22 protein-coding genes are annotated in these 26744 nt (G+C 55.5%); 17 read left to right on the top strand and 5 right to left on the bottom strand.

Going from position 1 to position 26744, the window contains the following annotated elements; genetic code table 11:
- Position 1: 1 nt before the first annotated feature.
- From ACQ4WL_RS05305 to ACQ4WL_RS05245, 13 genes are all read left to right on the top strand, one after another.
- Positions 2-1291 carry an aminotransferase class III-fold pyridoxal phosphate-dependent enzyme gene (locus ACQ4WL_RS05305; RefSeq protein WP_436508557.1) on the top strand — a complete coding sequence of 430 codons (1290 nt, stop codon included), beginning with the start codon at positions 2-4 and terminating at the stop codon, positions 1289-1291.
- Positions 1288-2832 carry a UDP-2,4-diacetamido-2,4,6-trideoxy-beta-L-altropyranose hydrolase gene (gene pseG, locus ACQ4WL_RS05300; RefSeq protein ID WP_436508555.1) on the top strand — a complete coding sequence of 515 codons (1545 nt, stop codon included), beginning with the start codon at positions 1288-1290 and terminating at the stop codon, positions 2830-2832. The genes ACQ4WL_RS05305 and pseG overlap by 4 nt, the downstream gene beginning before the upstream one ends.
- Positions 2825-3883 (top strand): pseudaminic acid synthase, encoded by a 1059-nt coding sequence (pseI, locus tag ACQ4WL_RS05295; protein WP_436508554.1) that lies wholly within the window; start codon positions 2825-2827, stop codon positions 3881-3883. The genes pseG and pseI overlap by 8 nt, the downstream gene beginning before the upstream one ends.
- Before the next feature lie 177 nt (positions 3884-4060).
- Positions 4061-5296, top strand: coding sequence for a lipopolysaccharide biosynthesis protein (locus ACQ4WL_RS05290; protein WP_436508553.1), 1236 nt, complete (start codon positions 4061-4063; stop codon positions 5294-5296).
- Positions 5293-5838 (top strand): acyltransferase, encoded by a 546-nt coding sequence (locus ACQ4WL_RS05285; RefSeq protein WP_436508551.1) that lies wholly within the window; start codon positions 5293-5295, stop codon positions 5836-5838. The genes ACQ4WL_RS05290 and ACQ4WL_RS05285 overlap by 4 nt, the downstream gene beginning before the upstream one ends.
- Positions 5835-6707: a phytanoyl-CoA dioxygenase family protein gene (locus ACQ4WL_RS05280; RefSeq protein ID WP_436508549.1), complete on the top strand. Its 873-nt coding sequence runs from the start codon at positions 5835-5837 to the stop codon at positions 6705-6707. The genes ACQ4WL_RS05285 and ACQ4WL_RS05280 overlap by 4 nt, the downstream gene beginning before the upstream one ends.
- Complete coding sequence (locus ACQ4WL_RS05275; protein WP_436508547.1) at positions 6700-8184, top strand: capsular polysaccharide export protein, LipB/KpsS family; 1485 nt, start codon at positions 6700-6702, stop codon at positions 8182-8184. Before ACQ4WL_RS05280 ends, ACQ4WL_RS05275 begins: the two co-directional genes overlap by 8 nt.
- 3 nt (positions 8185-8187) lie before the next feature.
- Positions 8188-9390: an O-antigen ligase family protein gene (locus tag ACQ4WL_RS05270; protein ID WP_436508546.1), complete on the top strand. Its 1203-nt coding sequence runs from the start codon at positions 8188-8190 to the stop codon at positions 9388-9390.
- Between the two features lie 2 nt (positions 9391-9392).
- The gene (locus tag ACQ4WL_RS05265) at positions 9393-10499 is read left to right on the top strand and encodes a glycosyltransferase family 4 protein (protein WP_436508544.1); all 1107 of its coding nucleotides are present in this window, start codon (positions 9393-9395) and stop codon (positions 10497-10499) included.
- Positions 10489-11667 carry a DUF1972 domain-containing protein gene (locus tag ACQ4WL_RS05260; protein WP_436508542.1) on the top strand — a complete coding sequence of 393 codons (1179 nt, stop codon included), beginning with the start codon at positions 10489-10491 and terminating at the stop codon, positions 11665-11667. Before ACQ4WL_RS05265 ends, ACQ4WL_RS05260 begins: the two co-directional genes overlap by 11 nt.
- A gap of 23 nt (positions 11668-11690) precedes the next feature.
- Entirely contained in the window at positions 11691-12626 is a 936-nt protein-coding gene (locus tag ACQ4WL_RS05255; protein ID WP_436508540.1) for a UDP-glucose 4-epimerase family protein, read from the top strand.
- Between the two features lie 21 nt (positions 12627-12647).
- On the top strand, positions 12648-13208 hold the full coding sequence (locus ACQ4WL_RS05250; RefSeq protein WP_436508539.1) for a sugar transferase: 561 nt from the start codon (positions 12648-12650) through the stop codon (positions 13206-13208).
- Positions 13209-13419: 211 nt separating this feature from the next.
- The gene (locus ACQ4WL_RS05245; protein WP_436508538.1) at positions 13420-15354 is read left to right on the top strand and encodes a polysaccharide biosynthesis protein; all 1935 of its coding nucleotides are present in this window, start codon (positions 13420-13422) and stop codon (positions 15352-15354) included.
- Between the two features lie 40 nt (positions 15355-15394).
- On the opposite strand, the gene ACQ4WL_RS05240 is transcribed toward ACQ4WL_RS05245, so the two are convergent.
- On the bottom strand, positions 15395-16294 hold the full coding sequence (locus ACQ4WL_RS05240; protein WP_436508537.1) for a sulfurtransferase: 900 nt from the start codon (positions 16292-16294) through the stop codon (positions 15395-15397).
- Between the two features lie 137 nt (positions 16295-16431).
- Between ACQ4WL_RS05240 and dnaE the strand changes: the two genes are divergently transcribed.
- A complete protein-coding gene (gene dnaE, locus ACQ4WL_RS05235; RefSeq protein ID WP_436508536.1) occupies positions 16432-19971 on the top strand; it encodes a DNA polymerase III subunit alpha in 3540 nt (1179 codons plus the stop codon).
- Positions 19972-20035: 64 nt separating this feature from the next.
- Here dnaE and ACQ4WL_RS05230 read toward each other — a convergent pair whose 3' ends face one another.
- From ACQ4WL_RS05230 to ACQ4WL_RS05220, 3 genes are all read right to left on the bottom strand, one after another.
- Positions 20036-20266, bottom strand: a complete 231-nt coding sequence (locus ACQ4WL_RS05230) for a DUF6139 family protein (protein WP_436475555.1) — start codon at positions 20264-20266, stop codon at positions 20036-20038.
- A 176-nt stretch (positions 20267-20442) separates the two neighbouring features.
- Positions 20443-21447 carry a VirK/YbjX family protein gene (locus ACQ4WL_RS05225; protein WP_436508534.1) on the bottom strand — a complete coding sequence of 335 codons (1005 nt, stop codon included), beginning with the start codon at positions 21445-21447 and terminating at the stop codon, positions 20443-20445.
- A gap of 608 nt (positions 21448-22055) precedes the next feature.
- On the bottom strand, positions 22056-22877 hold the full coding sequence (locus tag ACQ4WL_RS05220) for a MipA/OmpV family protein (protein ID WP_436508533.1): 822 nt from the start codon (positions 22875-22877) through the stop codon (positions 22056-22058).
- 157 nt (positions 22878-23034) lie between these two features.
- On the opposite strand from ACQ4WL_RS05220, the gene ACQ4WL_RS05215 reads away from it, so the two are divergent.
- The 3 genes from ACQ4WL_RS05215 (at position 23035) to ACQ4WL_RS05205 (ending at position 25626) form a co-directional block, all read left to right on the top strand.
- Positions 23035-23721, top strand: a complete 687-nt coding sequence (locus ACQ4WL_RS05215; RefSeq protein WP_034786469.1) for a response regulator — start codon at positions 23035-23037, stop codon at positions 23719-23721.
- A complete protein-coding gene (locus ACQ4WL_RS05210) occupies positions 23718-25106 on the top strand; it encodes an ATP-binding protein (RefSeq protein WP_436508531.1) in 1389 nt (462 codons plus the stop codon). The genes ACQ4WL_RS05215 and ACQ4WL_RS05210 overlap by 4 nt, the downstream gene beginning before the upstream one ends.
- A 358-nt stretch (positions 25107-25464) precedes the next feature.
- A complete protein-coding gene (locus tag ACQ4WL_RS05205; RefSeq protein WP_436508530.1) occupies positions 25465-25626 on the top strand; it encodes a LuxR C-terminal-related transcriptional regulator in 162 nt (53 codons plus the stop codon).
- A 14-nt stretch (positions 25627-25640) separates the two neighbouring features.
- Here the strand turns inward: ACQ4WL_RS05205 and ACQ4WL_RS05200 are convergent, their stop codons facing one another.
- The gene (locus tag ACQ4WL_RS05200; RefSeq protein WP_436508529.1) at positions 25641-26741 is read right to left on the bottom strand and encodes a glycosyltransferase family 9 protein; all 1101 of its coding nucleotides are present in this window, start codon (positions 26739-26741) and stop codon (positions 25641-25643) included.
- Positions 26742-26744 lie beyond the last annotated feature (3 nt).

Genomic DNA, 26744 nt, shown 5'->3' with positions numbered 1-26744 from the left:
TATGTCTACACGCTATCAACGCTCTGAAGAGTTATTGGAACGCGCCCTTAAAACGATCCCGCTCGGCTCGCAGACTTTCAGCAAGAGCAAAACCCAGTTTCCATTGGGTGTTTCGCCGTACTTTATTCAACGCGGCAAGGGTAGCCATGTATGGGATGTGGATGGCAATGAATACATCGACTTCATCAGCAGTCTGGCGTCGATCACGCTCGGCTACAACGATGAGGACGTGACCAATGCGGTCAAGGCGCAATTGGACGAAGGCGTGATCTTCAGTCTGCCGCATCAGATTGAAATGCAGGTCGCGGAAAAAATCTGCGAAATCGTGCCTTGTGCCGAGATGGTGCGTTTCGGCAAGAATGGTTCTGATGCCACCTCCGGCGCCATCCGCGTAGCGCGCGCTTACACCAACCGCGAGCATGTGGCCGTGTGCGGCTACCACGGCTGGCAGGACTGGTACATCGGTTCGACCGCGCGTAACCGCGGCGTTCCCGTTGCCACGCGCGAACTCACGCATACCTTTGCGTACAACGACCTGGCATCGCTGGAAAAGCTGTTTGCCGACTTCCCCGAGCAGATCTCGGCTGTGATCCTCGAACCGATGAATGTGTATGCGCCGAAGGAAGGTTTCCTCGAGGGGGTCAAGGCACTGGCCCATAAGCATGGCGCGCTGCTGATCTTTGATGAAACCATCACAGGTTTCCGCTACGCCAATGGCGGTGCGCAAGAGCTGTTTGGCGTCACGCCCGACCTCGCGACGTTTGGCAAGGGTCTGGCGAATGGCTACCCGGTATCAGCCGTCGCCGGCCGCGCCGATGTCATGAAGCTGATGGAAGAAATTTTCTTCTCGTTCACCTTCGGTGGCGAAACGCTGTCGCTGGCAGCGGCTTTGGCAACGATGGAAAAATTGCAGCGCGAACCTGTTGTGGCAACGATCAAGAAGCAGGGCCAGAAAATTATCGACCGCCTCAACGCCATCATTGAGGCGAATGCGGCGCAGCACATCATGAGCGTTGCCGGCCATCCGAGCTGGAGTTTCGTGCTGATCAAGGATGCTGCTCCGTACACCCAATGGTATATCAAGACCTTGTTCATGCAAGAAATGCTGGCGCGTGGCATTCTGACTTTCGGTACCCATAACGTCAATTACAGCCATAGCGACAGCGATCTCGAGAAGCTGTTCGCGGCTTATGAAGAAGTGGTGCCGATGCTGGTTGCCGCCGTCAAGGATGGGACGCTGGAAGGTTTGCTGCGCTGCAAACCCTTAGAACCATTGTTCAAGGTGCGATGAGCAGTTCCGTCGTTATCCGCGTGGATGCTTCCTTGGAAATGGGAAGTGGTCATGTTATGCGTTGCGCAACCTTGGCGGAAGAGCTCAGGTCGCGCGGGGCGGCGGTTACCTTCGTTTGTCGCAAACTGACGGGAAACTATATCGACTGGCTGCGTACGCAGCAATTCGAGGTACTCAGTTTGGCAGAGCCCGTTTGCGCTGTCGCGGACGGCGCTGCTGGTTCGCCAGCGCATCTGGCCTGGCTGGGCGTGCCGCTGGAACAAGAACTGGACGAGGTGCGCGCGCTGCTTTCACCGCGGCCGGTAGCAGACTGGATCATCGTTGACCATTACGCACTCGATGCGCGCTGGGAACAGGCCGCCAAGGTGTTTGCGGCCAGGATCATGGTCATTGATGACCTGGCAGACCGTGCGCATGACTGCAGTGTTTTGCTGGACCAAAATTACTACCATGACATGCAGCAACGTTATGATGGTCTGTTGCCGTCTGCATGCCTGAGGTTGCTGGGACCGCGCCATGCCTTGCTGAGGAGCGAGTTTGCGTCCTGGCGTGCCAGGTGCGGCCCGCGCTGCGCTGCGGTACACCGCGTGCTGGTTTTCTTTGGTGGTGTCGATGCCGATAATTACACGGCGCCTGCCATTGCCGCGCTGGCCCGCGCAAACCGGCCGGAACTGCAGGTCGATGTCGTGATCGGCATGCGCCATCCAGCGCGCGCGGCGATCGAGGACGCTTGTGCCCAGCATGGTTTTACTTGCCATGTACAAACCTCGCGCATGGCTGAATTGATGGCGGCAGCGGACCTGGCCGTTGGCGCTGGAGGCACGGCGACTTGGGAGCGTTGCAGTCTGGGACTGCCCACCTTGACGCTGTGTGTGGCGGATAACCAGCGGCAACTAGTTGACGACGCGGCGCTGGGCGGCCTGGTGTATGCACCGGATATCCGGCCAGGAGCAGAGCTGGAAGAAGTCTTGTTGCTTCATTACACCGCGTTGCTCGACAATCCTGCCTTGCGGCAATGTCTGTCGCGCCAGAGCCATGCCATCGTCGATGGACGTGGCACAGCGCGCGTGGCGCGCAAGCTCGGCATGGGGGCGATTATCTTGCGCAAGGCCAGCGAGGACGATTCCGCTGATTTGATGCGCTGGCGGAACCATGAATCGATCCGCGCCGTCTCGCGCAGCAGCGCGCCCATAGCGCTTGAGAGTCATCAGCGCTGGTTATCGGCCTTGCTGATTGACACGCAGCGTATTTTGCTGATTGGTCAGCAGCGCAACGGCCAGCCAGTTGGCGTGGTGCGTTTTGATTTGCTGCAAGACAGCGCGGAAGTATCGATATATCTTGTGCCGGGCACGCAGCAACGGGGTCTGGGGGCTGAACTGCTTGCCAGTGCAGAACAATGGTTACGCAATATGCGTGCGGATATAACAACAATACGGGCGGAGGTTCTCGGTGATAACCAGCCTTCACACCGTCTGTTCCTGACTGCTGACTATACCAGGAACTCCACTGCCTATTTTAAGAAGGTGCTGCAACATGACTGATTCCATCAAAATTGGTAACCGCCTGATCGGCAAGAATCATCCTCCTTTCGTGATTGCCGAAATGTCCGGTAACCATAACCAGTCGCTAGAACGCGCACTGGAAATCGTCGAGGCGGCTGCAAAAACGGGAGCGCATGCGCTGAAAATTCAGACGTATACGCCAGATACCATGACGCTCGATTTGAACGAGCGTGAATTTCACATCAGCGATCCGAATAGTTTGTGGGCAGGAACCTCCCTGTACAAGTTGTATGGTGAAGCCTATACGCCGTGGGAATGGCATAAGCCGATTTTTGATCGCGCCCGCGAGTTGGGGATGATTCCGTTCAGCACTCCGTTTGATGATACGGCGGTCGATTTCCTAGAAACGCTGGACATGGATTGCTACAAGATCGCCTCGTTTGAGAATACCGACTTGCCGTTGATACGTCGTGTGGCCGCCACAGGAAAACCGTTGATTATCTCGACCGGCATGGCCAGCATCGCGGAATTGGATGAAACGGTGCGCGCTGCACGTGAAGCTGGTTGCAAGGATTTGATCTTGCTCAAATGCACAAGCACGTATCCGGCCACGCCGGAAAATACGAATATTCTGACGATTCCGCATTTGCGCGCGATGTTTGATTGTGAAGTCGGATTGTCGGATCACACCATGGGCGTGGGCGTGTCGATCGCCAGCGTGGCACTTGGTGCCACTGTGATTGAAAAACACTTTACGCTGAACCGGGCCGACGGTGGTGTCGACTCATCGTTTTCCATGGAGCCGCACGAAATGCAATCGCTGGTCATTGAAACAGAGCGCGCCTGGCAGGCACTGGGCAAGATCAGCTATGGCGTCACCGAGAAAGAAAAAAAATCGTTGATGTTCCGCCGCTCCCTGTACATTGCTCAAGACATGAAAGCGGGCGATATCCTGACGCCGCAAAATTTGCGTGCCATTCGCCCGGGCTTAGGCTTGCCGACCAAGCACTATGAGCTGGTCATGGGACAACCCGTCAAGCAGGATGTCAAGGCTGGCACGGCGCTTAACTGGAACCTTATCTTGGGGTAAGGTTTAGTGATTTATGGTAGTAGTGCGGCCCGGGTGAGAAATTCCTCCCCGGCTGTAATATCTGATGACTTGCCTGCGTATTTTTCTTTCCGCGCTATTTTTATCTGGTAGTGAGGGTTCTGAATATAAAAACCACGAGTAAGTTGCGCAATGTGATGAAAAATGGCATTTTAAAATATGAGTGAAATCAGGTCCGGTATGTTTTCCATGGCCATTCATGGCGGTGGGTTGGCAATACGTCTCGGTTTCATGCTGCTCTTGTTGCGTTACACTAGTCCGGCGATTCTGGGGCTATATGGGCTGGCGGTCGCCATGGAATCTGTCGCTATTTACCTGGCGGGATTGGAGTTTCATACTTTCACCTCAAGGAGATTTGCGCGCAGCGCGAGTCAGCAGCGACTCAAGGTATTAATGCGCGTTCATCGTTGTTTACTGGCATTCACCGCGCCATTGGCCACAGTGTTGGGCTTGTTCGCTGCACATATATTGAACTTCACGACAGATACCTTGAGTTTGCTGTATCTGGGTATTTTATTATTTAGTGGAACAATAATGCAGGAACTATCGCGCTATCTGATATTGAACAGGCAGCCCGTGCACTCGATATTTATCGGTTTCCTGCGTACGGCGGCCTGGCAACCAATTGCATTCTTTTTTTTGCATTCCAACGAACATGTGCTCCGCGACATTCTATTTTTGTGGGCCATATTTTCCCTGTCTGGTGTCATTTGGGGTATATGGGTACTCAGGAAATTGATTGTATGTAAGTGCCGGCCGCGAAAGAACTATCTTTTTCGTGGCTTATATAATGCACGCGCCTACTACGTCATTTCCGCCGCAACCGTTCTGCAGGGGAATTTGGAACGGTTTATTTTGCAAATGTTGCTTGGACCAAGTGCGGTTGGCGTATTTTCATTTTTTCAGACCTTGGGCAATACGCTGGGTTCTGTCGCGCAAACGGTGGTGACGAATATTGCATTGCCGGAGTTATTAATGCGATTCGGGCAAAAACTCAAGGGCAGGCAGGAATACATGCGGCACGTGATGAAACGATTGCTGATTTGTTGTACTGCTCTATCTGCAGCTATTTGTATGACGGCATGGCCACTTATTTTGGTCTTGTCGCGGCAGGAATATACCGACAAGCTGTGGATGTTGCCATTTCTGTTGCTGGGCCAGGGATTCATAGTATGGACTCAGCCGATTCATTTGGCTTTATATGCCGGACATAAAGACCGGATATTGTTGATCATGATGGGTGGAGCCCTGCTGGCTTCCATATTGGCGAATTTACTTTTCATCGAGCTTTTTGGAATTGCTGGAGCGGTAGTTTCACCTTTGGTTGTAGCGATACTGATTTCTGGGGTGAGAAAATACTGGTTCAATCGTCTTAGTAAAAATGGTGAATTGTGAAAAAAATAATTAATAAAATGATTGCTTGGCTAGCCACATCTTGGTTAGGTAAATGGTCTTACAGGATAAGTAGCCTCGCCGGCGTATTGATTTTGCGGGCATGTTCACTCGCTAAGAGCGCGACGCTCTTTCCTGGCGCCGGTAATTTGAGCCTCGATATTCGGACAGATTTGAAATATCCCGAAAATATCACCATCGGTAGCAATGTCACCATAGGTGCCGATTGTCAGATCGGAGCGATGGCGCCGGTCGTGCTGGGGAATTATGTACGGATATCGCGCGGCGTGACAATTGAAACAGCCACACTGGATTTATCCGCTGCCTTGCCATATCCGCATATCGCCAAGCCGATTTCCATCGGTAACGGTGTTTGGCTGGCGGCGCACGTGACGGTATTGGGTGGCGTGAATATTGGTGATGGCGCCATCATCGGGGCTGGAGCGGTGATCAGTCGTGACGTTCCCGCTGGCGCCATCATTGTGGGATCTGCGACGCGTGAGTTAAAACGGAAGTTGGAAATAGTCGAGGAATGGAAATCATGAAACTGTTAGCGATCGAAAAAAAAGGCGTCCAGCCTACGCTGATCACACGTGCTTGGCACAGAGTACAAGAACGCGTGCGCAGTCCTGCAACGCGTGGCCGTCTCGCGAAAATGATTACCTGGTTGCGCCCGCGTGGTGCACCGGCCAATACTGATATTGGAATTGCAGAGTTAAAAAAACACGGCGTCTGCATGATGCCGGGGTTTATGAACGATGCCGAGATTGCCAAATTGCGCACGGCGTTGTCCGAGTTCAATTGCTTTGACCCTTGGCGCGAGCATTTGGGGGAGTTTCGCCATGATCAAATTCCGCCAGGAACCCATGTGGCGCAGATTCCCTGTGCTGCGCAGATTGAGCAGTTGCATGCAATTGCATACGACCGACGCTTAATTGATCTAGTTACTGCCTATTTTGGCTGCCGCCCATATTTGGATAGTATTCAGGCATGGTGGTCGGTATCTGGCAATGATGAGCCAGAAGAAGCAGAGAATTTTCATCGGGACAACGATTCTATTCGTTTTCTGAAGTTCTTCTTATATGCCACCGAAGTGGGCGAGGAAAATGGACCTCACGTTTTTGTGGCTGGCTCGCATGTGCAAAATACTTTGACCGAGCATCGTCGATTATCTGACTCCGAGGTTAAAGCAGCATTTGGAGTGGAGCGGATACGTATTATGACGGGAAAAGCTGGTGATGCGTTCATGGAAGATACCTTTGGCATACACAAAGGGCAGCTGCCGAAATCAGGGAAGCGCTTGTTGATACAGTTCCGTTATTCCGTAACTGAATCTATTTTTCGCTCACCGTTGATTGTAGCGCCGGCAGCGGATATTCAGCTAGATCTGGCAACATCATTAATAAATGACTGATACTATTTTGAAAAAGAAAACCATTTTATGCCTGATCAATGCGGCAGCGTATTCGCGCACATATTTTGAAGAATTGGCGCCCAAACTAATAGCTGAAGGCTATCGCGTAGTTTTTGCTCTGGATTCTCATCTTTCTGATGTATTGTACGCAGAAAATTGCAGTTTGAAAGATGCGTGGTATTTTACAGATTACCTCAAGAGCAAGCTGCCGCTTGATGAAACTGCATTGCAATCGCAGAAAAGCTGGGCATCGCTGTATTCTGATTTTGATCGATTTCTGACTATGGACATTGTACCCCCGCTCAATGCCAATGGTGCTGTGCAGTACCGCGATATCCCCGAAATGTTATCGCGCTTTTTTGCAGAGATTTTTATCGAAGAGGAAGTTACGGCGGTTTTGTACGAGCCGGTCAGCAATAGCTTCGCTATTGCTGCATTTGAACGGGCACAAGCTGCTGGCGTCCCATTTCTCAGCCTTAGCCCATCGAGAATACCGGGGCGCATAGAGCTGAGCAGCACGGGCGCATTGGCCGATGATGTCACGATTGGCGACCTGTTCGCGCGCAGCCATAATGGCGGCATTTCAGATGAATCAAGAAAAATCGCCGAACAATATGTCGCGCAAATTGATCATAGTGTCCCTGACTATATGAAGATAAATGGACTCGACCAGGTCAGTTTGCTGAAAAAATATTTCAATATGGATAAGTTCAGACATTTCATGCGTGGCTGGCGCTATAGCCGTCAATATCGCGAGGATTGTGCGTTGGCCTATCAGCATGGCAATCCAGTCAAGCTTTCCATCGCCTACTTCAAACGCTCGCTGTCTCGTCGCCTTAAATTGGGAAGGGCGATGAAAGAATATGCCGTTACGACGAAAGAAGAGCCATATTTGCTCTACCCATTGCATTTCCATCCAGAGTCCTCCACCTCGGTGCTGGCAGCCGATTATCTCGATGAAATGAATACCATCAAGGCGATTGCGTTTCGTTTGCCGGTAGGGGTGATGTTGTATGTAAAGGAGCACCCTTCCGCTGTAGCTTTGCAACCGCTATCATTCTATCGTCAGCTAAATGCCTTGCCGAATGTCAGACTACTGGCTGCGCATCTGCGGACCAAAGAAATAGTGCGGCGCAGTTGCGGCGTCGTTACCTTGACGAGTACGGTGGGATTCGAGGCAGCGGTATTGAACAAGCCCGTGATTGCCTTGGGAACGGTATTCTACAGTTATTTCCCGAATGTTCAGCGCGTACATGATTATTCCGAGCTGGGTCCGGCATTGCAACGTCTGTTGAGTTATCAACCGGTTTCACCCCAAATATTGATCGATGCGACTGCTGCCTATGTGGAATTTGGTAGCCCCGGTTCATTTGATTTCCGTAACAGTCTCGGTGATGACGCTGCATTAAGCGGCGTTGCCCGATTGGTTCATCTCAAGCTGGATGAGTTGCTCACCGTGACAAAAGAGGTGGGGTGATCCATGCCGGATAGTAGAAGTTGGGCAATTGTTGCATTGTTCATGATTATTGCCGTTGCTCAAAAAGTAATGGAGCCGATGTATGGCGGCTACTTCCTTGCATTTTTTGTCTTGTCCTTCATACTTGCTTGGAAGTATCGCCGTGCGCGTTTTATCAAAGCACCTGAAGTAAATATTGAGTTTTTAGCCATTTCTCTGATGTTATTCCTATCCATATTTTTTTCGATAAAAATGCATCAGGATGCGAGGGATATTTTTCGAGATGTGGGGGCCGTATTTGCATTTATTGTCGGGCGCTATGTCGTTCCGCTGTGGGTGGGAAAGGGGCATGTCAAGCGGTTGATGCAGACATTGTCGGATATCGGCGTGGCCATATCGGTGATTACCATCATCTTTGCTTTTTCTGCATATTTGGATGGTGCGGATGCCTATCATTGGCGCGGTTCATATGTCCCGCTGTCACATGGTTGGCTACCGTATTTCCTGATTGTGAATATTGCCTTGCTGCGGGAAGCGCCGGAGCAGGCGACCAATTATGGTTGTCGGATATTTCTATGCATCGCGGGCACGATTGCCTCGCTATCGCGTACCGACGTGCTGATTGATATTTTTATCGGCTTGATGTTGTTAGTGACGATGGGCCGGCATCTGTTCAGCAACGCCCGAGTCATGCGGATTTTATTTATTTTTGGAATTATTGTTATCAGCATGATGCCCAGGATTATAGAACTGGATGTGGTGCAGGAACGTTTGAACAGTAATGCCGAGAATACCGATCCGTCGTTGGAGTGGCGATATATTGAAAATCAGGCTTTGATTGATTATTTCAGTAAAGACTCGCCTGTATCTGCAATTGTAGGTTATGGCCTGGGAGCACGTATTCCGCTGCCAGATGGTGTCCTGGATTTTGATGGACATGACACCATACCACTTTTGCATAATAGTTACCTGACGATCATATTGAAATTTGGCTTGTTGGGCTTGTGTTTTTTTGCACTATATATTGTGAAAAAAATTCGTGTCTGGATGGCGCTGCAAAAAAGCCAGTATGCGATATATGTATGGGCCGGTGGCTGGATAATGATAGTTGTGCTGGCGAAGGGTGTTATATTGCAGGGATTGACTGAATGGAGTCACGTGCTTTTCTTCGGTCTGGCCAGTATGCTACTTTCGTTCGATACTTATAAAAATGAATCGAGTAAATAAGTATGATACGTATTGTTTTTTGCCATTTGCTCAATGATTTTTCCGGTAGCCCTAAGGTTTTACGTGACACAATTTCAGCGTTGAAAGCCAGGGAGCAGGAAGAGAAATTGTATGTTTCTGGTGATACTGACGGATTTCTCACTCATTGCCCAGTTTTGCGAGGAAAATACTGGTATGTGCGCTCGAAGAATAAGTTCGTCACTTTGTTTACATTTTTCTTCAGTCAGTTGTGTTTGTTTTTCAATTTGCTGCGCGACAGGGATATTTCCCGTGATGCTATTCTTTACGTAAATACCTTGTTGCCATTCGGCGCAGCTATTTACGGGAAATTGACAGGGCGTACGGTCATCTATCATGTCCATGAAATATCAATAAAGCCTGCTCCACTGCGATATTTTTTGATTGGTGTGGTGAAATGGACCTCATCGCTGAATATATATGTATCCAGGACGCATATGCAGTTGTTGCCGATTTCTGGTGTCGAAAGCCGTTGCATATACAATGCACTGGATCACGATTTTGAAGAAAAAGGTCTCCGCTCATTTTATTTTCCGCGTCGTCAGGGTATTTTCAAGGTATTGATGATTGCCTCGCTGCGCGATTATAAGGGCGTGGCGGAATTGTTTACTTTGGTTAACTCGCTGCAGGAAAGAACGGATATTCATTTCGATTTTGTCATCAATGGGGACCAATCGGAAATAGATGCCTACTTTGCTTCGATGCCGTGTCCCAGGCAATTGAATGTGCATCCCAGAACACTCGATACGCCGGTATATTACGCCGAAGCTGGGCTGGTATTGAGCCTCGCGCGTGTCGATCTGTGGCAGGAAACATTTGGTTTGACAGTGTTGGAGGCAATCACATTTGGTATCCCGGTGATTGTTCCTCCCGTCGGCGGTCCGGCGGAGATCATAAGCGATGGGGTAGAAGGCTTCTTGGTCGATTCGCGTGACGCTAGGAGCCTGCGTACACATGTCTTGCGCCTGGCCGACGATGTGGCTCTGTGCCAAACGATGTCTGCGGCTGCCCGCTTGCGCGCCAGAGACTTTACACGCAATAAGTTTGTCGCTGAGATGAACAGTGTTATCCGGAAGGTACGTGCAAGTTAATACGTCACTACCCGGCACGGATACAGTGCGTGCTGTTTTTCCTGAATTTTTGATATTACGTCACATTTATAATAGAAATTGGTTGTCAGTTATGTTGAAGAAAATCGCAATTGTTGGTTCCGTCGGACTCCCTGCACGTTATGGTGGCTGGGAAACGTTGGTTGATCATCTGACCAGCAATTTGGCTGGACAGTATGAATTTACGGTGTTTTGCAGTGCAAAAAAATATGAAGAAAAGCTGAGCAGCTATAACGGTGCGAAGCTCGAATACATCAATCTGGATGCCAACGGTGTCCAAAGCATTCCCTATGATGTGATCTCGATGCTGAAGGCCAGTCGTTTTGCCAACGTGATCGTCGTGCTTGGAGTTTCCGGATGTATATTTTTACCCCTTATCAAGCTGATCACCAAGAAGAAAATTATTGTCAATATCGATGGCCTGGAATGGCGTCGTGCCAAATGGAGTAACTTTGCCAAATGGTTCTTGAAAAAGTCCGAGGCTGCTGCCGTGCGGGCCGCAGATGTGGTGGTCGTGGATAACCAGGCTATCCAGTCTTATGTCCAAAGCCAGTATGGACGCACAGGGGTATTGATCGCCTACGGTGCGGATCATGCGCATGGCCGTAGCTTTGCCACTGATGCCGCGCAGAAATATGCATTTGCAGGCGAACGCTACGCATTTAAGGTATGCCGGATTGAGCCGGAAAATAATATCGATATTATTCTGGAGTGCTTCGCGATGTATCCGGGCATGGATCTGGTCATGATCGGTAACTGGAGTAATAGTGCGTATGGTATAGTGTTGCGGGAAAAATATGCGCACTTGCCGAATCTTTATTTGCTCGATCCTATTTACGATCCCGAGATACTTAACCAGATCCGCAGCAATTGCCACATCTATATTCATGGGCATAGCGCTGGCGGCACCAATCCATCGTTGGTTGAGGCCATGTACCTAGGCTTGCCGATTGCGTATTTTGATTGCGATTTCAATCGTTTTACAACCCATGGCGCGGGCCTGCCATTTGCCGATGCCGCCGGGCTGAAGGTGATCCTTGAAACGAGCGACGATGAGCAACTCAAAGCGATTGGCGTGCAAATGAAATCCCTGGCCGAGAAGTTTTATACATGGGATCGGATCGCCAATCAATATGCGCAGTTGTTCTGATGACGCCTTTCATGGAGTACCGCATGCCGGCTAAGATACTCGTTACAGGCGCTGCCGGCTTTGTCGGTGCGGCGTTCTGCGCCTATCTGGATGCGTTGGGTGTGGCTTATGTGGGAAGTGTACGGAAAGAGTGTACCTTGCCTTCGCGTTTGCGGGTGGGCGAGTTGACCGCGCACACTGATTGGTCCACTGCATTGGACGGCTGCGATGTCGTTGTGCATCTGGCAGCACGCGTGCATGTCATGGCCGATCGTTCTGGCGACCCGCTTGCGGCATTTCGCGCCGTGAATGTGGACGCCACCTTGAATTTGGCCCGACAGGCAGTGCGCCATGGCGTACGGCGTTTTGTCTATGTCAGCAGCATCAAGGTGAATGGCGAGGGCACTCACGGCAAGCCGTTTACCTATCAGGATGTGCCCGCACCATCAGATCCGTATGGCATTTCCAAGCTGGAAGCCGAACGCGGATTACAGGCACTGGCGCAGGAAACCGGCCTGGAACTGGTCATTGTGCGTCCACCTCTGGTGTATGGCCCAGGTGTTCGTGCAAACTTCCTGCGTCTGATGCAGCTCCTCAAGTGGGGTATTCCGCTGCCGCTAGGTGCTGTTCATAACCGGCGCAGCATGGTTGGCCTGGATAATCTGGTGGATTTGTTGAGTCTTTGCTGCCGGCATCCGCGCGCGGCGGGCGAAATTTTCCTGGTTTCCGATGGTCATGACATGAGCGTCACGGAATTGCTGCGCTCCCTATCCTCGGCCATGGGCAAGAAGCCAGTTCCGTTGTTTCCGATGCCTGCAGGACTGCTGACGGGCATCGCCAGCGTGCTAGGTAAATCTGCGGCCGCCAGTCGATTGCTTGGCTCTTTGCAAGTGGACGTGGCGCATACCCGGACGACGCTCGATTGGGTTCCGCCCGTTAGTGTCGATGAAGGCATCCGCAAGACGGTAGCACATTTTTGATCTTTAACTGATCGGTCGTAAATGAAAAGATTATTTGATCTTTGTTTTGTTTTATTTTCCTTGGTGATTTTTTGCGTACCCCTGCTATTGGTGGCCATTGTTGTCCGGCTGACTTCGCGCGGCCCGGTACTGTATTGGTCGGAGCGTGTCGGACGGCATAATCGAATTTTCAAGATGCCCAAGTTTCGTACCATGCGTGTTGATACACCGGCGGTGGCGACCCATTTACTGAAGGATGCTGCTCAGTTTCTGACGCCACCAGGCTCTTTTTTACGCAAATCCAGCTTGGATGAGTTGCCGCAGTTGTGGAGTATCCTGTGTGGTGACATGAGCGTGGTTGGTCCCCGTCCTGCCTTGTTCAATCAGGATGATCTGATTGCGCTGCGTACGCAATATGGGGTGGATGCGGTACGCCCAGGGTTGACAGGCTGGGCCCAGGTTAACGGTCGTGATGAGTTACCTATTCCACAAAAGGTTAAACTGGATGTGGAATATGTGCGAAGGCAGTCATTGGCATTCGATATGCAGATCATATTAATGACACTGGTCAAGGTGCTGCGACGCGACGGCATCAAGCATTGATGTGCTGCAAAGCATGCTAGAAATGCCTGACAACATTTGCTGCCCGTCGCGCCTTGCTGCTTCCGATGCTTGTTGTGCATGCGCATAGATGCGCTTCCCGGCCTCGACGGCCATGCGCTCGCCGAGGTCTTGTCAGGCCTTGCCCGGATACGGTACGCACGCAGGGATTGCGTATCCGATTAATGGTGTGGTTCTCTTATTGGGTGTATGAATGAAGCTGTTAATGGAGTTTCCTCGCAGGGGCAAGCAAATCGTCGCCGTAACGACGGACTTGATTTTTTTGCCGCTGACTTTTCTCGTGGCCATTTTTTTGCGTTTCGATAGTGTCGGCCTGGATGTGATTCGACCTTATTTGTGGCTGATCGTGGCAGCACCACTGATTTCTATTCCTATTTTTATTCGTTTAGGCTTGTATCGCGCAGTGATTCGCTTCATAGATTACAAGATTATTTATGTCGTGCTGCTCGGTGTTACGCTGTCAGTGGCAATACTGCTGGCGGTGACAGCGTTTGCCACCAGCATGATAGGCCTTTCTCGCGGAGTATTTGGCATTTACTGGGTCAGTGCCATTATGTATGTCGCGGCCAGTCGCTTTATTGCCCGAGGTTATTTTTCGCATGCCAGCAGGAAAATGGATAGTGTCCGTGTGGCAATTTATGGTGCTGGAGTCTCCGGCAACCAGCTTGCTCAAGCCTTGAGCCATGCTGGAGAGTATCGTCCAGTGGCGTTTATTGACGACAAGAAAGAGCTGCACGGTGCAACGATTGCTGGCATCGCGGTGTATCCATCAGAGGTACTGGCTGATTTGATCGAAGCTAAAGAGATTTCCAAAATTGTCCTGGCCATGCCCTCCTTGTCGAAAGCGCAGCAACGCCGCATTCTCGACAAACTAGAACCGCTCAAGGTGAAAACGTTGGTGGCACCGCCGATCAAGAACCTGATTAATGGATCGGCGCGCATCCAGGATATGCGCGAAGTGGAAATTGAGGACTTGCTGGGACGCGATGCCGTTGAACCGAATCAAGATCTGATGGCCATGTGTATCACTGGCAAGGTTGTCATGATTACCGGAGCTGGTGGATCGATAGGCTCCGAGCTGTGCCGTCAGATCCTGAACCAGCGCCCGGCACAAATGATCTTGCTGGAAATGTCGGAGTTCGCGCTGTACTCGATTGAACAGGAGTTGCTAGGCTTGTTGCATAAGAGAAATCTTCGAGTCCAACTGATGCCATTTCTTGGTTCCGTGCTCGATACCGAGAAATGCGAAAAAATTCTGCGCACTTTTGGTGTTGAGACGGTTTATCACGCTGCCGCTTATAAACATGTGCCGCTGGTGGAGCACAACCCGATCGAGGGCATACGCAATAATGCGTTTGGAACGCTGAGCATGGCGCGTGCGGCCGTTGCCGCCAACGTTAAGCGTTTCGTGCTGATTTCCACCGACAAGGCGGTACGTCCGACGAATGTCATGGGCTCGACCAAGCGCCTGGCGGAATTGATTTTGCAGGCTTTTTCGCGCGAACAGGACAGCACGTGTTTTTGTATGGTTCGCTTTGGCAATGTTCTCGGTTCCTCTGGTTCGGTGGTGCCGTTGTTTCGCAAGCAAATTATTGCCGGCGGCCCCATTACCATCACGCACCCTGAAATTACCCGTTATTTCATGACGATTCCAGAAGCTGCGCAATTGGTGTTGCAGGCGGGAGCCATGGGCTCTGGCGGCGACGTTTTTGTGCTGGATATGGGGGCGCCGGTGAAAATTGTCGATTTGGCCAAGCGTATGATTCATTTGAGCGGCCTGGATGTTAAAAGTGAATTAACGCCAAACGGAACCATCGAGATCGAACATGTGGGCTTGCGTCCCGGTGAAAAGCTATACGAAGAACTGTTGATCGGGGACAATGTTGAGGGAACCGAGCATCCATTGATCATGCGTGCGCAGGAGGCTGAGATTCCCTGGTCTAAACTCGACGCTATGCTGGAAGAGATGAAGGCGGCATGTGATCAGTTTGATCATGTTGCCGTGCGCGCCATATTGCTGCGCATTGTGATGGAGTACGAGCCGCAATGCGATATCGAAGACTTGATCTGGTGTGCCAATGATCAGCCATCACGTAATAACAAGACGGTCAAGTCTTCGCTCCATTAATTCGCATCCTGCAGGCGGCGCCAGCCGCCTGCATCGCAATTTAAGCGTGACTACCTCGGCCATGGCAATGCGGGCAAGAAACCTCGTACACGTATTCCGGCGCCAGTTGCTGGCGCGGCGTGACGACGGCGCGGCAGACGAAACACTGTACCGTTTCCGTCGGTTCCAGTTTCGGGTTCAGGGCCGTGCGGTAGTCGAACACGAAGCAGTCGCCCGTATAGTGCTCGCCACCCACTTCTTCAAAATATTTCAGGATGCCGCCGTCGAGCTGGTACACGCTGTCGTAGCCGATTTCCTTCATGTGGATGGCGGCCTTTTCGCAGCGGATGCCGCCCGTGCAGAAGGTGACGACCGTTTTGCCTTCCAGCTCGTCCTTGTGCGCGGCGGCCACGGCCGGAAACTCCGTAAATTTGTCGATGCGGTAATCAAGCGTGTTGTTGAACGTGCCCACGTCCACTTCAAAGGCGTTGCGCGTTTCCATCATGACCACGGGTTTGCCTGCATCGTCGACGCCGGCGTCGAGCCAGCGCTTGAGCGTGTACGCGTCGACGGACGGCGCGCGGCCCAGTTCCGGCTTGATCAGCGGCATGCGCATGGTGATGATTTCTTTTTTCAGCTTGACCAGCATGCGCTTGTGAGATTGCTCATTCGACAAGCTTTCCTTCCATTCCAGATCGGCCAGGCGCTCGTCGCTGCGCACCCAGGCGAGGAAGGTATCGATATGCTCGCGCGTGCCGGACAGGAACATATTGATGCCTTCCGGCGTCAGCAGGATCGTGCCTTTCAGCTCCAGCGCCAGGCATTGCTCTTGATACAAGGGACGCATGGCTTCCGTATCGGCTAGTGTAATGAATTTATACGCGGCGATATTGACAAACGTGGCGGCCAGCGGGCTGACGGCGGCGGAAACGGCGGGTGTTGCTGGGGTGATGGCTTGCATGATGGCGATCGGCTTAGACTGAACAGCCGATATTATAAGCCCGACAGGCCTGGCAGGATACCCGGTCCGCACCCGCGACGCGGTAGAATAGACCCCATTGAATTTTGCACGAAATGGTACACAGGATGGAAATGGTAATGCAAGAGGCCGGCACTCCGGCAGGTTCACAGCAAGCGATGCAGCCCGGTCCTGCCTTCGTCCACTTGCGCGTGCACTCGGAGTACTCGATCGTCGATGGCCTGGTGCGCATTGACGATGTGGTCAAGGCGGCGGCGAAGGACAAGCAGGTGGCGCTGGCCGTCACCGACTTGTCGAACCTGTTTGGCATGGTCAAGTTCTACAAGGAAGCGCGCGGCAAGGGCATCAAGCCCATCGTCGGCGTCGACGTGTGGATCACGAATGACGACAACCGCGAAAAGCCGTCGCGTTTGCTGTTGCTGGCGAAGAACCGCATGGGCTATCTGCAACTGTGTGAATTGCTGTCGATGGCCTGGCTGACGAACCAGTACAAGGGACGTGCCGAGTTGCGCATCGAGTGGTTGCAGGCGCTGGCGACGAATACCTATGATCTGTACCCGGGCGAAAGCGCGGCGAATGGCTTGATCGCCCTGTCCGGCGCGCATTTCGGCGATGTCGGCATTGCTATCGAGAATGGCAACCTGGCCCTGGCCGAGCGCAACGCGCAGCGCTGGGCCGAGATTTTCCCTGGCCATTTCTATGTCGAGATTCAGCGCGGCGGCCAGGCCAATCAGGAAGCGCAGGTACGCCACGCGGTGGCCCTGGCGGCCAAACTCGGTTTACCCGTGGTGGCCACGCATCCCGTGCAATTTATTTCCCCTGAAGAATTTATTGCCCACGAAGCCCGCACCTGTATCGCCGAAGGCGAAATGCTGGCCAACGCCAAGCGGGTGAAACGTTTCAATGACAGCCAGCGCTTCCTGTCGCAGGCAGACATGGCGGAACTGTTCGCCGACTTGCCCGCCGCGCTGGCCAATTCCGTGGAAATCGCCAAGCGCTGCAATTTGACGTTGGTCCTGGGCAAGCCGCAATTGCCGAACTTCCCCACGCCGCCCGGCATGACGATCGACCAGTTCCTCGTTGCCGAATCGCAGGCCGGCCTGGAAAAGCGTTTGATCCAGCTGTATCCGGACCCGGAACGGCGCGAAAAGGAGCGTCCGCGCTACGAAGCGCGCCTGAAGTTCGAGACGGACACGATTTGCAACATGAAATTTCCGGGCTACTTCCTCATCGTGGCCGAGTTCATCCAGTGGGCCAAGGAAAACGGCGTGCCCGTCGGTCCGGGCCGCGGTTCGGGAGCCGGTTCGCTGGTGGCGTATTCGCTGCTGATTACCGACCTGGACCCATTGCAATACAACCTGCTGTTCGAGCGCTTCCTGAATCCCGAACGCGTCTCCATGCCCGACTTCGATATTGACTTTTGCCAGGAAGGGCGCGACCGCGTCATCCAGCACGTCAAGGATTTGTATGGCAAGGAGGCCGTCTCGCAGATCGCCACCTTCGGTACCATGGCGGCCAAGGGCGCGATCCGCGACGTGGGCCGGGTGATGGACTTCGGCTACAACTTCTGCGACGGCATTTCCAAGCTGATCCCGTTCAAGCCGGGTAAACCCGTGTCGATCGCCGACGCCATCGAGGAAGAGCCGTTGCTCAAGGAGCGCCTGGAAAACGAGGAAGAGGTCAAGCAGCTGCTGGAGCTGGCGCAGCAAGTCGAAGGCATCACGCGCAATATCGGCATGCACGCGGGGGGCGTGCTGATCGCCCCGGGCAAGCTGACGGATTTCTGCCCGCTGTACACGCAGGGCGGCGACTCGGGCGTCGTGTCGCAGTACGACAAGGATGACGTGGAGGCCGTTGGCCTGGTGAAGTTCGACTTTTTGGGCTTGACCACGCTGACGATTCTCGACCGCGCCGTACGTTACATCAAGCAGCTCGATCCCGCGCAGGCGAACTTTGACCTGGCCACCTTGCCGCTGAACGACAAGCCGTCCTACGACCTGTTGACCAAGGCCAAGACGGTTGCCGTGTTCCAGCTCGAGTCGCGCGGCATGCAGGGCATGCTGAAAGACGCGCGTCCCGACCGTTTCGAAGACATTATCGCGCTCGTGGCCTTGTACCGTCCCGGCCCGATGGACCTGATTCCCGACTTCTGCAAACGCAAGCACGGCGAACGCTTCGATTATCCCGATCCGCGCACGGAATCGATTCTGTCCGAAACCTACGGCATCATGGTGTATCAGGAGCAGGTGATGCAGATGGCGCAGATCGTCGGCGGCTACTCGCTGGGCGGCGCCGACATGCTGCGCCGCGCCATGGGTAAAAAGAAAGCCGAAGAGATGGCCGAGCACCGCGAGATCTTCCGTGCCGGTGCGGCGAAAGATGGCTTGACGGCGGAAAAGGCCGACGAGATCTTCGACTTGATGGAAAAGTTCGCCGGCTACGGTTTCAACAAATCGCACGCCGCCGCCTATGCCTTGCTGTCGTACCACACGGCGTATTTGAAGGCTCACCACACGGCCGCCTTCATGGCCGCCAACTTGTCTCTGGCCATGGACGACACGGACAAGATCAAGATCCTGGTGGAAGACTCGCTGGAAATCTGCAAGCTGACCTTGTTGCCGCCGGATATCAACGAATCCGATTACCGCTTCACGCCGAGCGGCGCGGCGCCGTCCGTGAGTGGCAAGAAAGTCACGCAGATCCGTTACGGCCTGGGCGCCGTGAAGGGCTCCGGTCAGAACGCCATCGAAGCCATCATCGCCGCGCGCGAGGCCGGTGGACCCTTCACCAGCCTGTTCGATTTCTGCAAGCGCGTGGACAAGAAGCAAATCAACCGCCGCACCATCGAGTCCCTGATACGCAGCGGTGCCTTCGACTGCCTGAAGGTCGACCGCGCCATCCTGCTCGCGTCCGTGGCGTTCGCCATGGAATGCGCCGACCAGGCCGCCAAGGCGGCGAACCAGGTGAGCCTGTTCGGCGGCGACGACAGCGACATGGTGGCGCCGCCCGAGTACGTCAAAGTGCCCGTGTGGAGTGACAAGCAGCGCCTGACGGAAGAAAAGATCGCGCTGGGCTTCTACCTGTCCGGCCACCTGTTCGATTCGTATGCGCCCGAGGCGCGCCGTTTTGCGCGCACGAAACTGTCCGAATTGTCTCCGTCGCGCGAACCGCGCATGATGGCCGGCGTCATCACGGGCTTGCGCACGCAGATGACGCAGCGCGGCAAGATCCTCATCGTCACCCTGGACGACAAGAGCGGCACGGTGGAAGTGACGGTGTATGGCGAATTGTTCGACGCCAACCGGAAAATCTTCAAGGAAGATGAATTCCTGGCCGTCGTGGGCAAGGTGTCGGAAGACCGGTTTTCGGGTGGCTTGCGCATCACGGCCGAGAGCGCCTTCGATATCATCGCTGCGCGTGTGCAGTATGGCCGCCAGCTGGGCCTGACGTTGCCTGCTACCCTGGACGCCAAGCGCATCCGTGACGTGATCATGCCGCACCGGGCCGAGACGGGCTTGCCGATCGCTGCGCGGGTCAGCCCGCAAGGCGTCAGTTGCGTGCTGCAGTTTGGGGACGAGTGGAAAGTGGCGCCATCGGATGAATTGCAGATGGCACTGGAGCAAATGCTGGGTGCGCAAGAGGTGGCGGTCGAATACTGACCGGCAACTGCGCAGTCAAAAACCAAAGCCAAACCGGATGCGAATCGGGTTTGGCTTTTGACGTTTACATGTCTTTCAGGCCCGTGATCGCATAGCCTTTGGCGGCGATCTGCTGGTGCGGCTGTTCGATATGGTAGTCGGGCAATGCCTGGGCATCGTCGGCCACTTCGCTGGCGCGTACTTCGAGTTGCCAATCGGTATTGGTTACTTCTTCTGGAATGAGCTTTCCTTCCGGCACGGCGAGATAGGAAAAAATGCCGTCGTGCTCGGCTCGGCGGTAGATGTCTACGCGCATGACTTGCCTCCTAGTAATCGTTGGGGGAACCGGCGCGCCAGGAATGCACTCCGGTCTTGCTAGCGTAACAGGAATGCGCGGCGCATGGTTTTTGCGCGCGTGCGGGAGAAGAACTGTGGTATTGCGTGGCGGAATGATTGCGGGCGCGGGGCGCCTGGCCAATACCAGGGAGAGGGTCAGGCTACGGTGGAAAAGTGCTCGTCATCGAATTCGGCCGGATGCTGGGCATCATTGGTGGCCATGGCGGTGCCGTACGCGGCGACGTGGACATGGCTGCGATGCGATGCCAGGCCGTTGCGCAGGCTGTCGATCATGTTCAAGGTCAACGCGTGGCGCTTGCGTGCTTCCGAACGTTTCTTGGAAGCGATCTCTTCGAGGACGAGCACAGGCAGATTTTCGCATGGCAACTCAAAGTCGCCATCGCTGCGGGCCGTGGCGCCAAGTTCTTGCCACAATGCATTGTAGTCAGCGAGCAGCCGGCCATTCTTCTTTGCCGAATGGTGGCCGGCGCGGTTGGCATTGCCTACCAGAAGCATGGTGCAGCAACCGTGCTCGTATGCCAGCTGGCGTACCAGGCGTATCATCAGGAACTTGGGGCGCATGCCGTGCAGGTCGCGCGTGGCTTCGCGCACGCGGCGCAAGCCTTCCGCGCCCTGCGGACCCTGGATGCAGCCGATGCCCACGCCAGCATCCTTGGGCGCGCGCGCGCGGCAGCCGAAGAAGGTGAATACCACCGTGTAGAGCACATCGTCATCATGGATCAACTGCAAGACCATCTCGCCTTCGCGGTCCATGCGGAACAGCGAAGACAGGCGCAGATGGTAGCGCGAAGCGGATTTTCCCGGTACCGTGGCAAGTATGACCGGCTGGTGCGCAGCCTGTACCATCAGCTTGCCCCAGCCTTGTTGCAGGATGAAATGATAGTGGTCGACCAGCATGGACACGCGTTGCTGGCAGGACAGGCTTTTGCTCAGGTAATGCCGGTACACCTTGTGGACCAGGCGCGGGTAGGCTTGCAGCAGGTCGCCGAAGACGGGGTGGGAATTGAGCAACTTGAGCCAGATGCGCGTCTGCCGCTGGTGCAGGCGTGCCCGCAATTGCAGTTTGAACAGCTCGCGCAGGCGGGCAATGCCGGGGGGCATATTGGTGAGGCCAGCATGCAGAGTAATCGCTTGTGTCATCAGGCACTTTCCTTGGTGATTGAGAACGGTGGTGGCCGCGGGCTGTGCTCCAGGGCAGCGGCGGACAGCTCATGCCATCGGTATTGGCCAGCAGCACGGTGGCGCTACGGCTGGCGCGGGCCAGTTTGCGCGTCAGGGCGTCCGAGAATCGGTTTCGCCAGTAAGTGTTCTTAATGGCAGGTAAGACAATGTCATGGCATCCCAGCATTTCGGCCGTGTCGAGTATCGACAAAATGATTTCGCCGGAAAAAATGTGGGTGGTGAAGGCAATATGTGAACGGCTCAGGTACAAGCCGGCCTCGTGCATCATTTGCTCGGCTGCCAGCGGCAGGGCGTGCCTGCGCTGGCGTCACGTGCAGCAGGCTGACACTCACGCCTATCCCCCATTCCTGTAGCCGCCTGACGTAGCGCACACCGTAGATGCTGCCTGGCCCGGCTTGCCGTACGCGCCCGCGGCGCTGTCCGGGGCGCGCTGACGTTGCGGCGCAAGGCGTGATGCATGCATGGAAGGGATGGTCATAGTCGGAAAACCATGTCATGTTCTCCATGCCATCCCCCTCTGTAAATTGGCGAAACAGCGTACGGGTTCCCCTTATGCCGCTCCTGTTTTAATAGCGGTAGGTGACATACACTGCGCCGATCGGGGATGTCTTGCGCTGCACGATGGGGCTCTTGGCCGCGTCGCCCATGCGGTGCTCGACGCCGACCAGGGTATTGATGCCCCAGCGCGCATCGAAGCGGTGCTCCCAGTTGACGGTGGCCTGCGCTTCATAGAAACCGCCCTTGGGCGTGTATTGCTTGAACGAAGTATGCGCGGCCTGGGTGGCCGTCACGCCATACATGGTCTGCACGTACTTGCGTTCGCCCCAGCCCAGCTGGCCGCCGATGGTCACGCTGTCCTGCTGCATGCCCTTGGCATCGGACCTGCCGTAGACCTGTCCCGTCGCTTCGAAATGCACGTTCGCGCCATTTTCGCGGTTCGACAGGGGAATGTCGCTCGACACGCTCAGCGACAGGCCCGGCAATGGCGAATAACCGACGCTGAGCAGGGCGCTGGCGTTGCCCTTGACTTCGCCCATGCCCTTCAGGTAATCGCTGCCGCCCCAGCCGTTGGCGCCATTGCGCTTGTGGTCTTCGCGGTTGCCGCGGTAGCCCAATGCAGCGCTATAGCTGAAGTGGCCGGCGTCGCCACCATAGCCGATGCCGCGCGACGTGCTGAAGAACAGGCCATTGGCCATGGCGTAATCGAGGATGATCAGCGGTGAGGCCGACAGCTTGTCGGCGCCGGAATAGCTGGACACGGCGGCGACACCGCCGCCGATGGTGAAGACATTTTCCGCTGGCGGTTCGGCCGCCGCGGCGGCCAGCGGGTTGAGGATCATGCCGCTGGCGAGTGCCAGCGAGGTCAGCAGGGTTGTGGGTGCGTGCATGGAGTGTTCCGTCAGGTGGAGAACCGAGTCCGGAGTGGCTCGATTGACTGCCGACAGTATCTGTCCTTGCCATGAAGGGAAAATGAGCCTTTTATTAAGATTGCATGAAGAGCGCCTCTTTACCCTTTCTTCAGCTTGCGGTGGTTTAATATTGACCATGAAGATACTGCTGATTGAAGACGATATGGACCTGGGCAACGGCGTGCGGATCGCCCTGCGCGACCAGGGCATGCAAGTGGTCTGGGTGCGCAGCCTGGAGGATGCGGCGCGCAGCATCGAGCACGACAGTTGCGAACTGGTGTTGCTGGACCTGGGCTTGCCGGACGGCGATGGCCTCGATTTGCTGGCCCGGCTGCGCGCGGCCCGCTTGCCGGTGCTGATCCTCAGCGCCCGCGATACGCTGGAACAGCGCTTGCGGGGCCTGGACGGCGGCGCCGACGATTACCTGGTGAAGCCCTTCGTGCTGGCCGAGCTGCTGTCGCGCGTGCGTGCCCTGGCACGCCGCAGCTATGGCTTCGATGGCGATACCATCGAGTTGCGCGGCCTGTTGCTGCAAGTGCCCACGCGCCGTGTCAGCGTGCACGGCCGGCCGGTAGAGCTCACCGCCAGTGAATATGCCTTGTTGAAGACCTTGCTGATGCGCGCCAACCGCGTCATCACGCGCCGCGTGCTGGAGGAACATATCCTGCCCGGCGGGCTGGCCAATGCCAGCAATACCCTGGATGTGCATATGGGTAACCTGCGCCGCAAGATAGGCGAAGGTTATATCCGTACCGTGCGCGGCGTTGGCTATGTCATCGACCAGCAAGGCGAGACATCCACCCCGCCGGGTGCCGGCGCATGATGGGGCGTTTCTGGGCCATGCTGCGCCGGCCTACGCTGGTGCGCCGCTTGATGCTCGCGCAAATGCTGATGCTGACCGTGCTGTGGAGCCTGGCGGTTGCGTATGTGCTGATCGACGGCACGGGCGAAGCGAGCAATGTCAGCCGCGGCGTCTTGCACGCCATTATCAGCGTGGCCGATAACCTGGCCGAGCAGCCGCAGCGCCAGGAGCAAAGCTTGCGCGCGATCGACGAAGCCTTGCGCGAAGAGTTTGAAATGGGGAAAGTGCCGGAACTGGCGCCGCGCATCCTGGTCTGGCGCGAGGGCACGCTGGTCTACAAGTCCCCCGCAGCGCCCAGCGGTATCCGCAGCGCCGGTCCCGAGCAGATGGAAGTGGTCTACATCAAGGGACAGGCCTGGCGCAGCCGCAGCCTGACCGAGGGGGCCACGCGCGTGACGGTGCTGGAGGTGGGCGGGCCCTGGCAGTTTTTCATCACGATCAATTCACATGGCTATTACCTGCTGCCGCTGCTGATCAGCCTGCCGTTCTTGCTGGTGCCGGCCTGGCTGTCGATTCGCCTTGCGATGCGCCCGTGGCGCAAGCTGGCGCAGGAGGTAGCGGCGCGCGGGCCACAGGATTTGCGTCCGCTGGCGTTCAAGCCGCCGCATGGCGAACTGGCGGCACTGGTCGACAATATCAATGCGCTGCTGCAGCGGGTCGATGCCAGTGCCGCGCGTGAACGCAGCTTCATCGCGGACGCTACGCATGAGCTGCGCACGCCGCTGGCGGCCATGCGCGTGAATGTCGAGGCCTTGCAGGGCCAGGCGCATGACGCACGCCAGCAAGAGCTGCTGGATGGTATTTTAAATAGTGGAAACCGCGCCGCGCGCCTGGTGGGCCAGCTGCTGCAGCTGACGCGCAGCGAAGTGCAGGCCGGTGCTGGCGAGCTGCCGCGGCGGCAGGCGCTCGATACCTTGCTGCAAGACCGGCTGGCGGCCCTGTCCGGCCTGGCCCAGGCGGGCGATATCGAGCTCGAGTTGCAAGCCAGCGTCTCGCTCAGCGTGCCCGGACAGCGCGAGAGCCTGGTTTCGCTGATCGACAACCTGGTGGAAAACGCCATCAAGTACAGCCCGCGCGGCAGCAGCGTGACGGTGTCGCTGCATGCGGAGCGGGGTCAGGCCGTGTTGCATGTGGCCGATCAGGGACCGGGCATCGCACCGGCGCTGTATGCACGCGTGTTCGACCGCTTTTTCCGCGCGCCGCAGCAGCCGCAGCCGGGCAGTGGCCTGGGCTTGTCCATCGTCGCTTCCGTCGTGCGCCAGCATGGCGGCACGATTCAGTTGCATAGCGGTAATGGCGGCCTGGGCTTGCTGGTGGAGGTGCGCTTGCCGCTGGCCGAAGCCTGACGCTGTCTGCGCGCCTTGCGATATTGCATGAAGATTATTTCATGTGCCTGTAACGCAAGATGGCATGGCGTGGCGCTGACCTTGCTCTGTCCTGCGTCGCCGTCGCCGCTGGCCGTCAGCGCCGACCAGGAGAGTATGGTAGCCAGTAATTTGACGGTGTTTATCGTTGACGACGATCCCGCCGTGCGCGATGCACTGGGTTTGCTGTTGCGCCTACGCGGCTACCGCACGGCCCTGTTTTCCTGTGGCGAGGTTTTCCTGCACAGCTGGCGGCCGAGTCGACCGGCAGCCTGCTGGTCGATATCTGCATGTCGGGCATGGATGGCCTGCGCCTGCAGCGCCGCTTGCTGGAACTCAAATGCATGCTCCCGTCATCACTATCACGGGACACGGCGACGTTGCCCTGGCACTGGGCATTTCCATGCGCACGGTAGAAGTGCACAAGGCGCGTCTGATGGACAAGTTGGGGGGCGATCATGTGGCTGACCTGGTGCGCATCAGCATGCTGGGCACCGGCTAACCGCTAAAGATTCTCTAGGCGATGGTTTTCAATACCTGATCGACTGAAATCGCCTTGACCCAGTCGCTGCGCCGCGCCACCGTGATGACGGTGCTATTGGCGCTGTCGAAGGGGGCCCATTCGGGATTTTTCTTGCGCATCAATGCCACCACGGGCACGTGCACGGCGTTCGCCAGGTGCATGATCGACGTTTCCACCGAGATAATCAGGTCGCATTGCGCCAGCATGGCCGGCAGCTGAAAAAAGTTGTCGACTGCACTGAAGGCCTGTGTGCGCGGCAAGTTGTGCGCCTGCACGACGGCATTCACCTTGGCCAGTTCCTGCGGCATGGCGTTGATCAGGAAGCAGGCGTTCTGCCATTCGGGCATCGTTTGCATGCGTGTTATCAGCTCGGCAATGCGCTCCAGCGGCCAGCTGCGCTTGTGCGATTTGGCGAACGGATTCAGGAGTACGAGCGGACCCTGGCGCGGGGCAAAGCCCCAGGCGCTCAACTGTTCCTGCGCCTGTTGCAACGCGAGCTCGGGAATGTGCACGAAGGGATAGCGTTCGGCCACGGGAATGTCGAGTCCCGTCAATTGATGGAACCAGTCCGCATACACGCTGCTGATATGGTGCTCGCCCGCATCCTGTCCCGCGTAAGAGGCCAGTACGGCATCGATCTTGCGGTAGGCCAGGTAATGCCAGGGGCGCAGCGGGCTGAACGGCTTGCGCGTGCCGATCACCAGCCCGTTCGGGCTGATCGCGCGGGCAAGATCCGCATATTGCTGCGGCCGTACGTGGGCCAGCGACACGACGACAGGATAGTGTTCCGCTTTGGCTTCGCGCAGTGACTCTTCATACAGTGCCGGGCTGTAGGTCTTGCGGTACACCTTGGAGAACAGGCCCGACTGTTCGACCCAGTCGTACAGCGAATACGTGCGCAAGCCTTCCCATTGCCTGGCGTCGGACGTGCGGCGTACCTCATCTACCCACAGGTGGATCTGCATATGGGGATAGGCCGCGGCAAAGGCGCGGAAACCATTTTGCAGGTAGGTAAAGTCTCCCAGCGCCAGATGGGCGATGAAAAGAATTTTGTCCGACTTTTGTAGAAGTTCGGCGGGAATCAAAGGCGTCATGTA

It is taken from the genome of Janthinobacterium kochi, assembly GCF_051380715.1.
Taxonomy (GTDB): Bacteria; Pseudomonadota; Gammaproteobacteria; order Burkholderiales; family Burkholderiaceae_D; genus Janthinobacterium.
The sequence above is the reverse complement of the archived record's forward strand: the minus strand, read 5'-3'. Positions and strand labels throughout refer to the sequence as shown.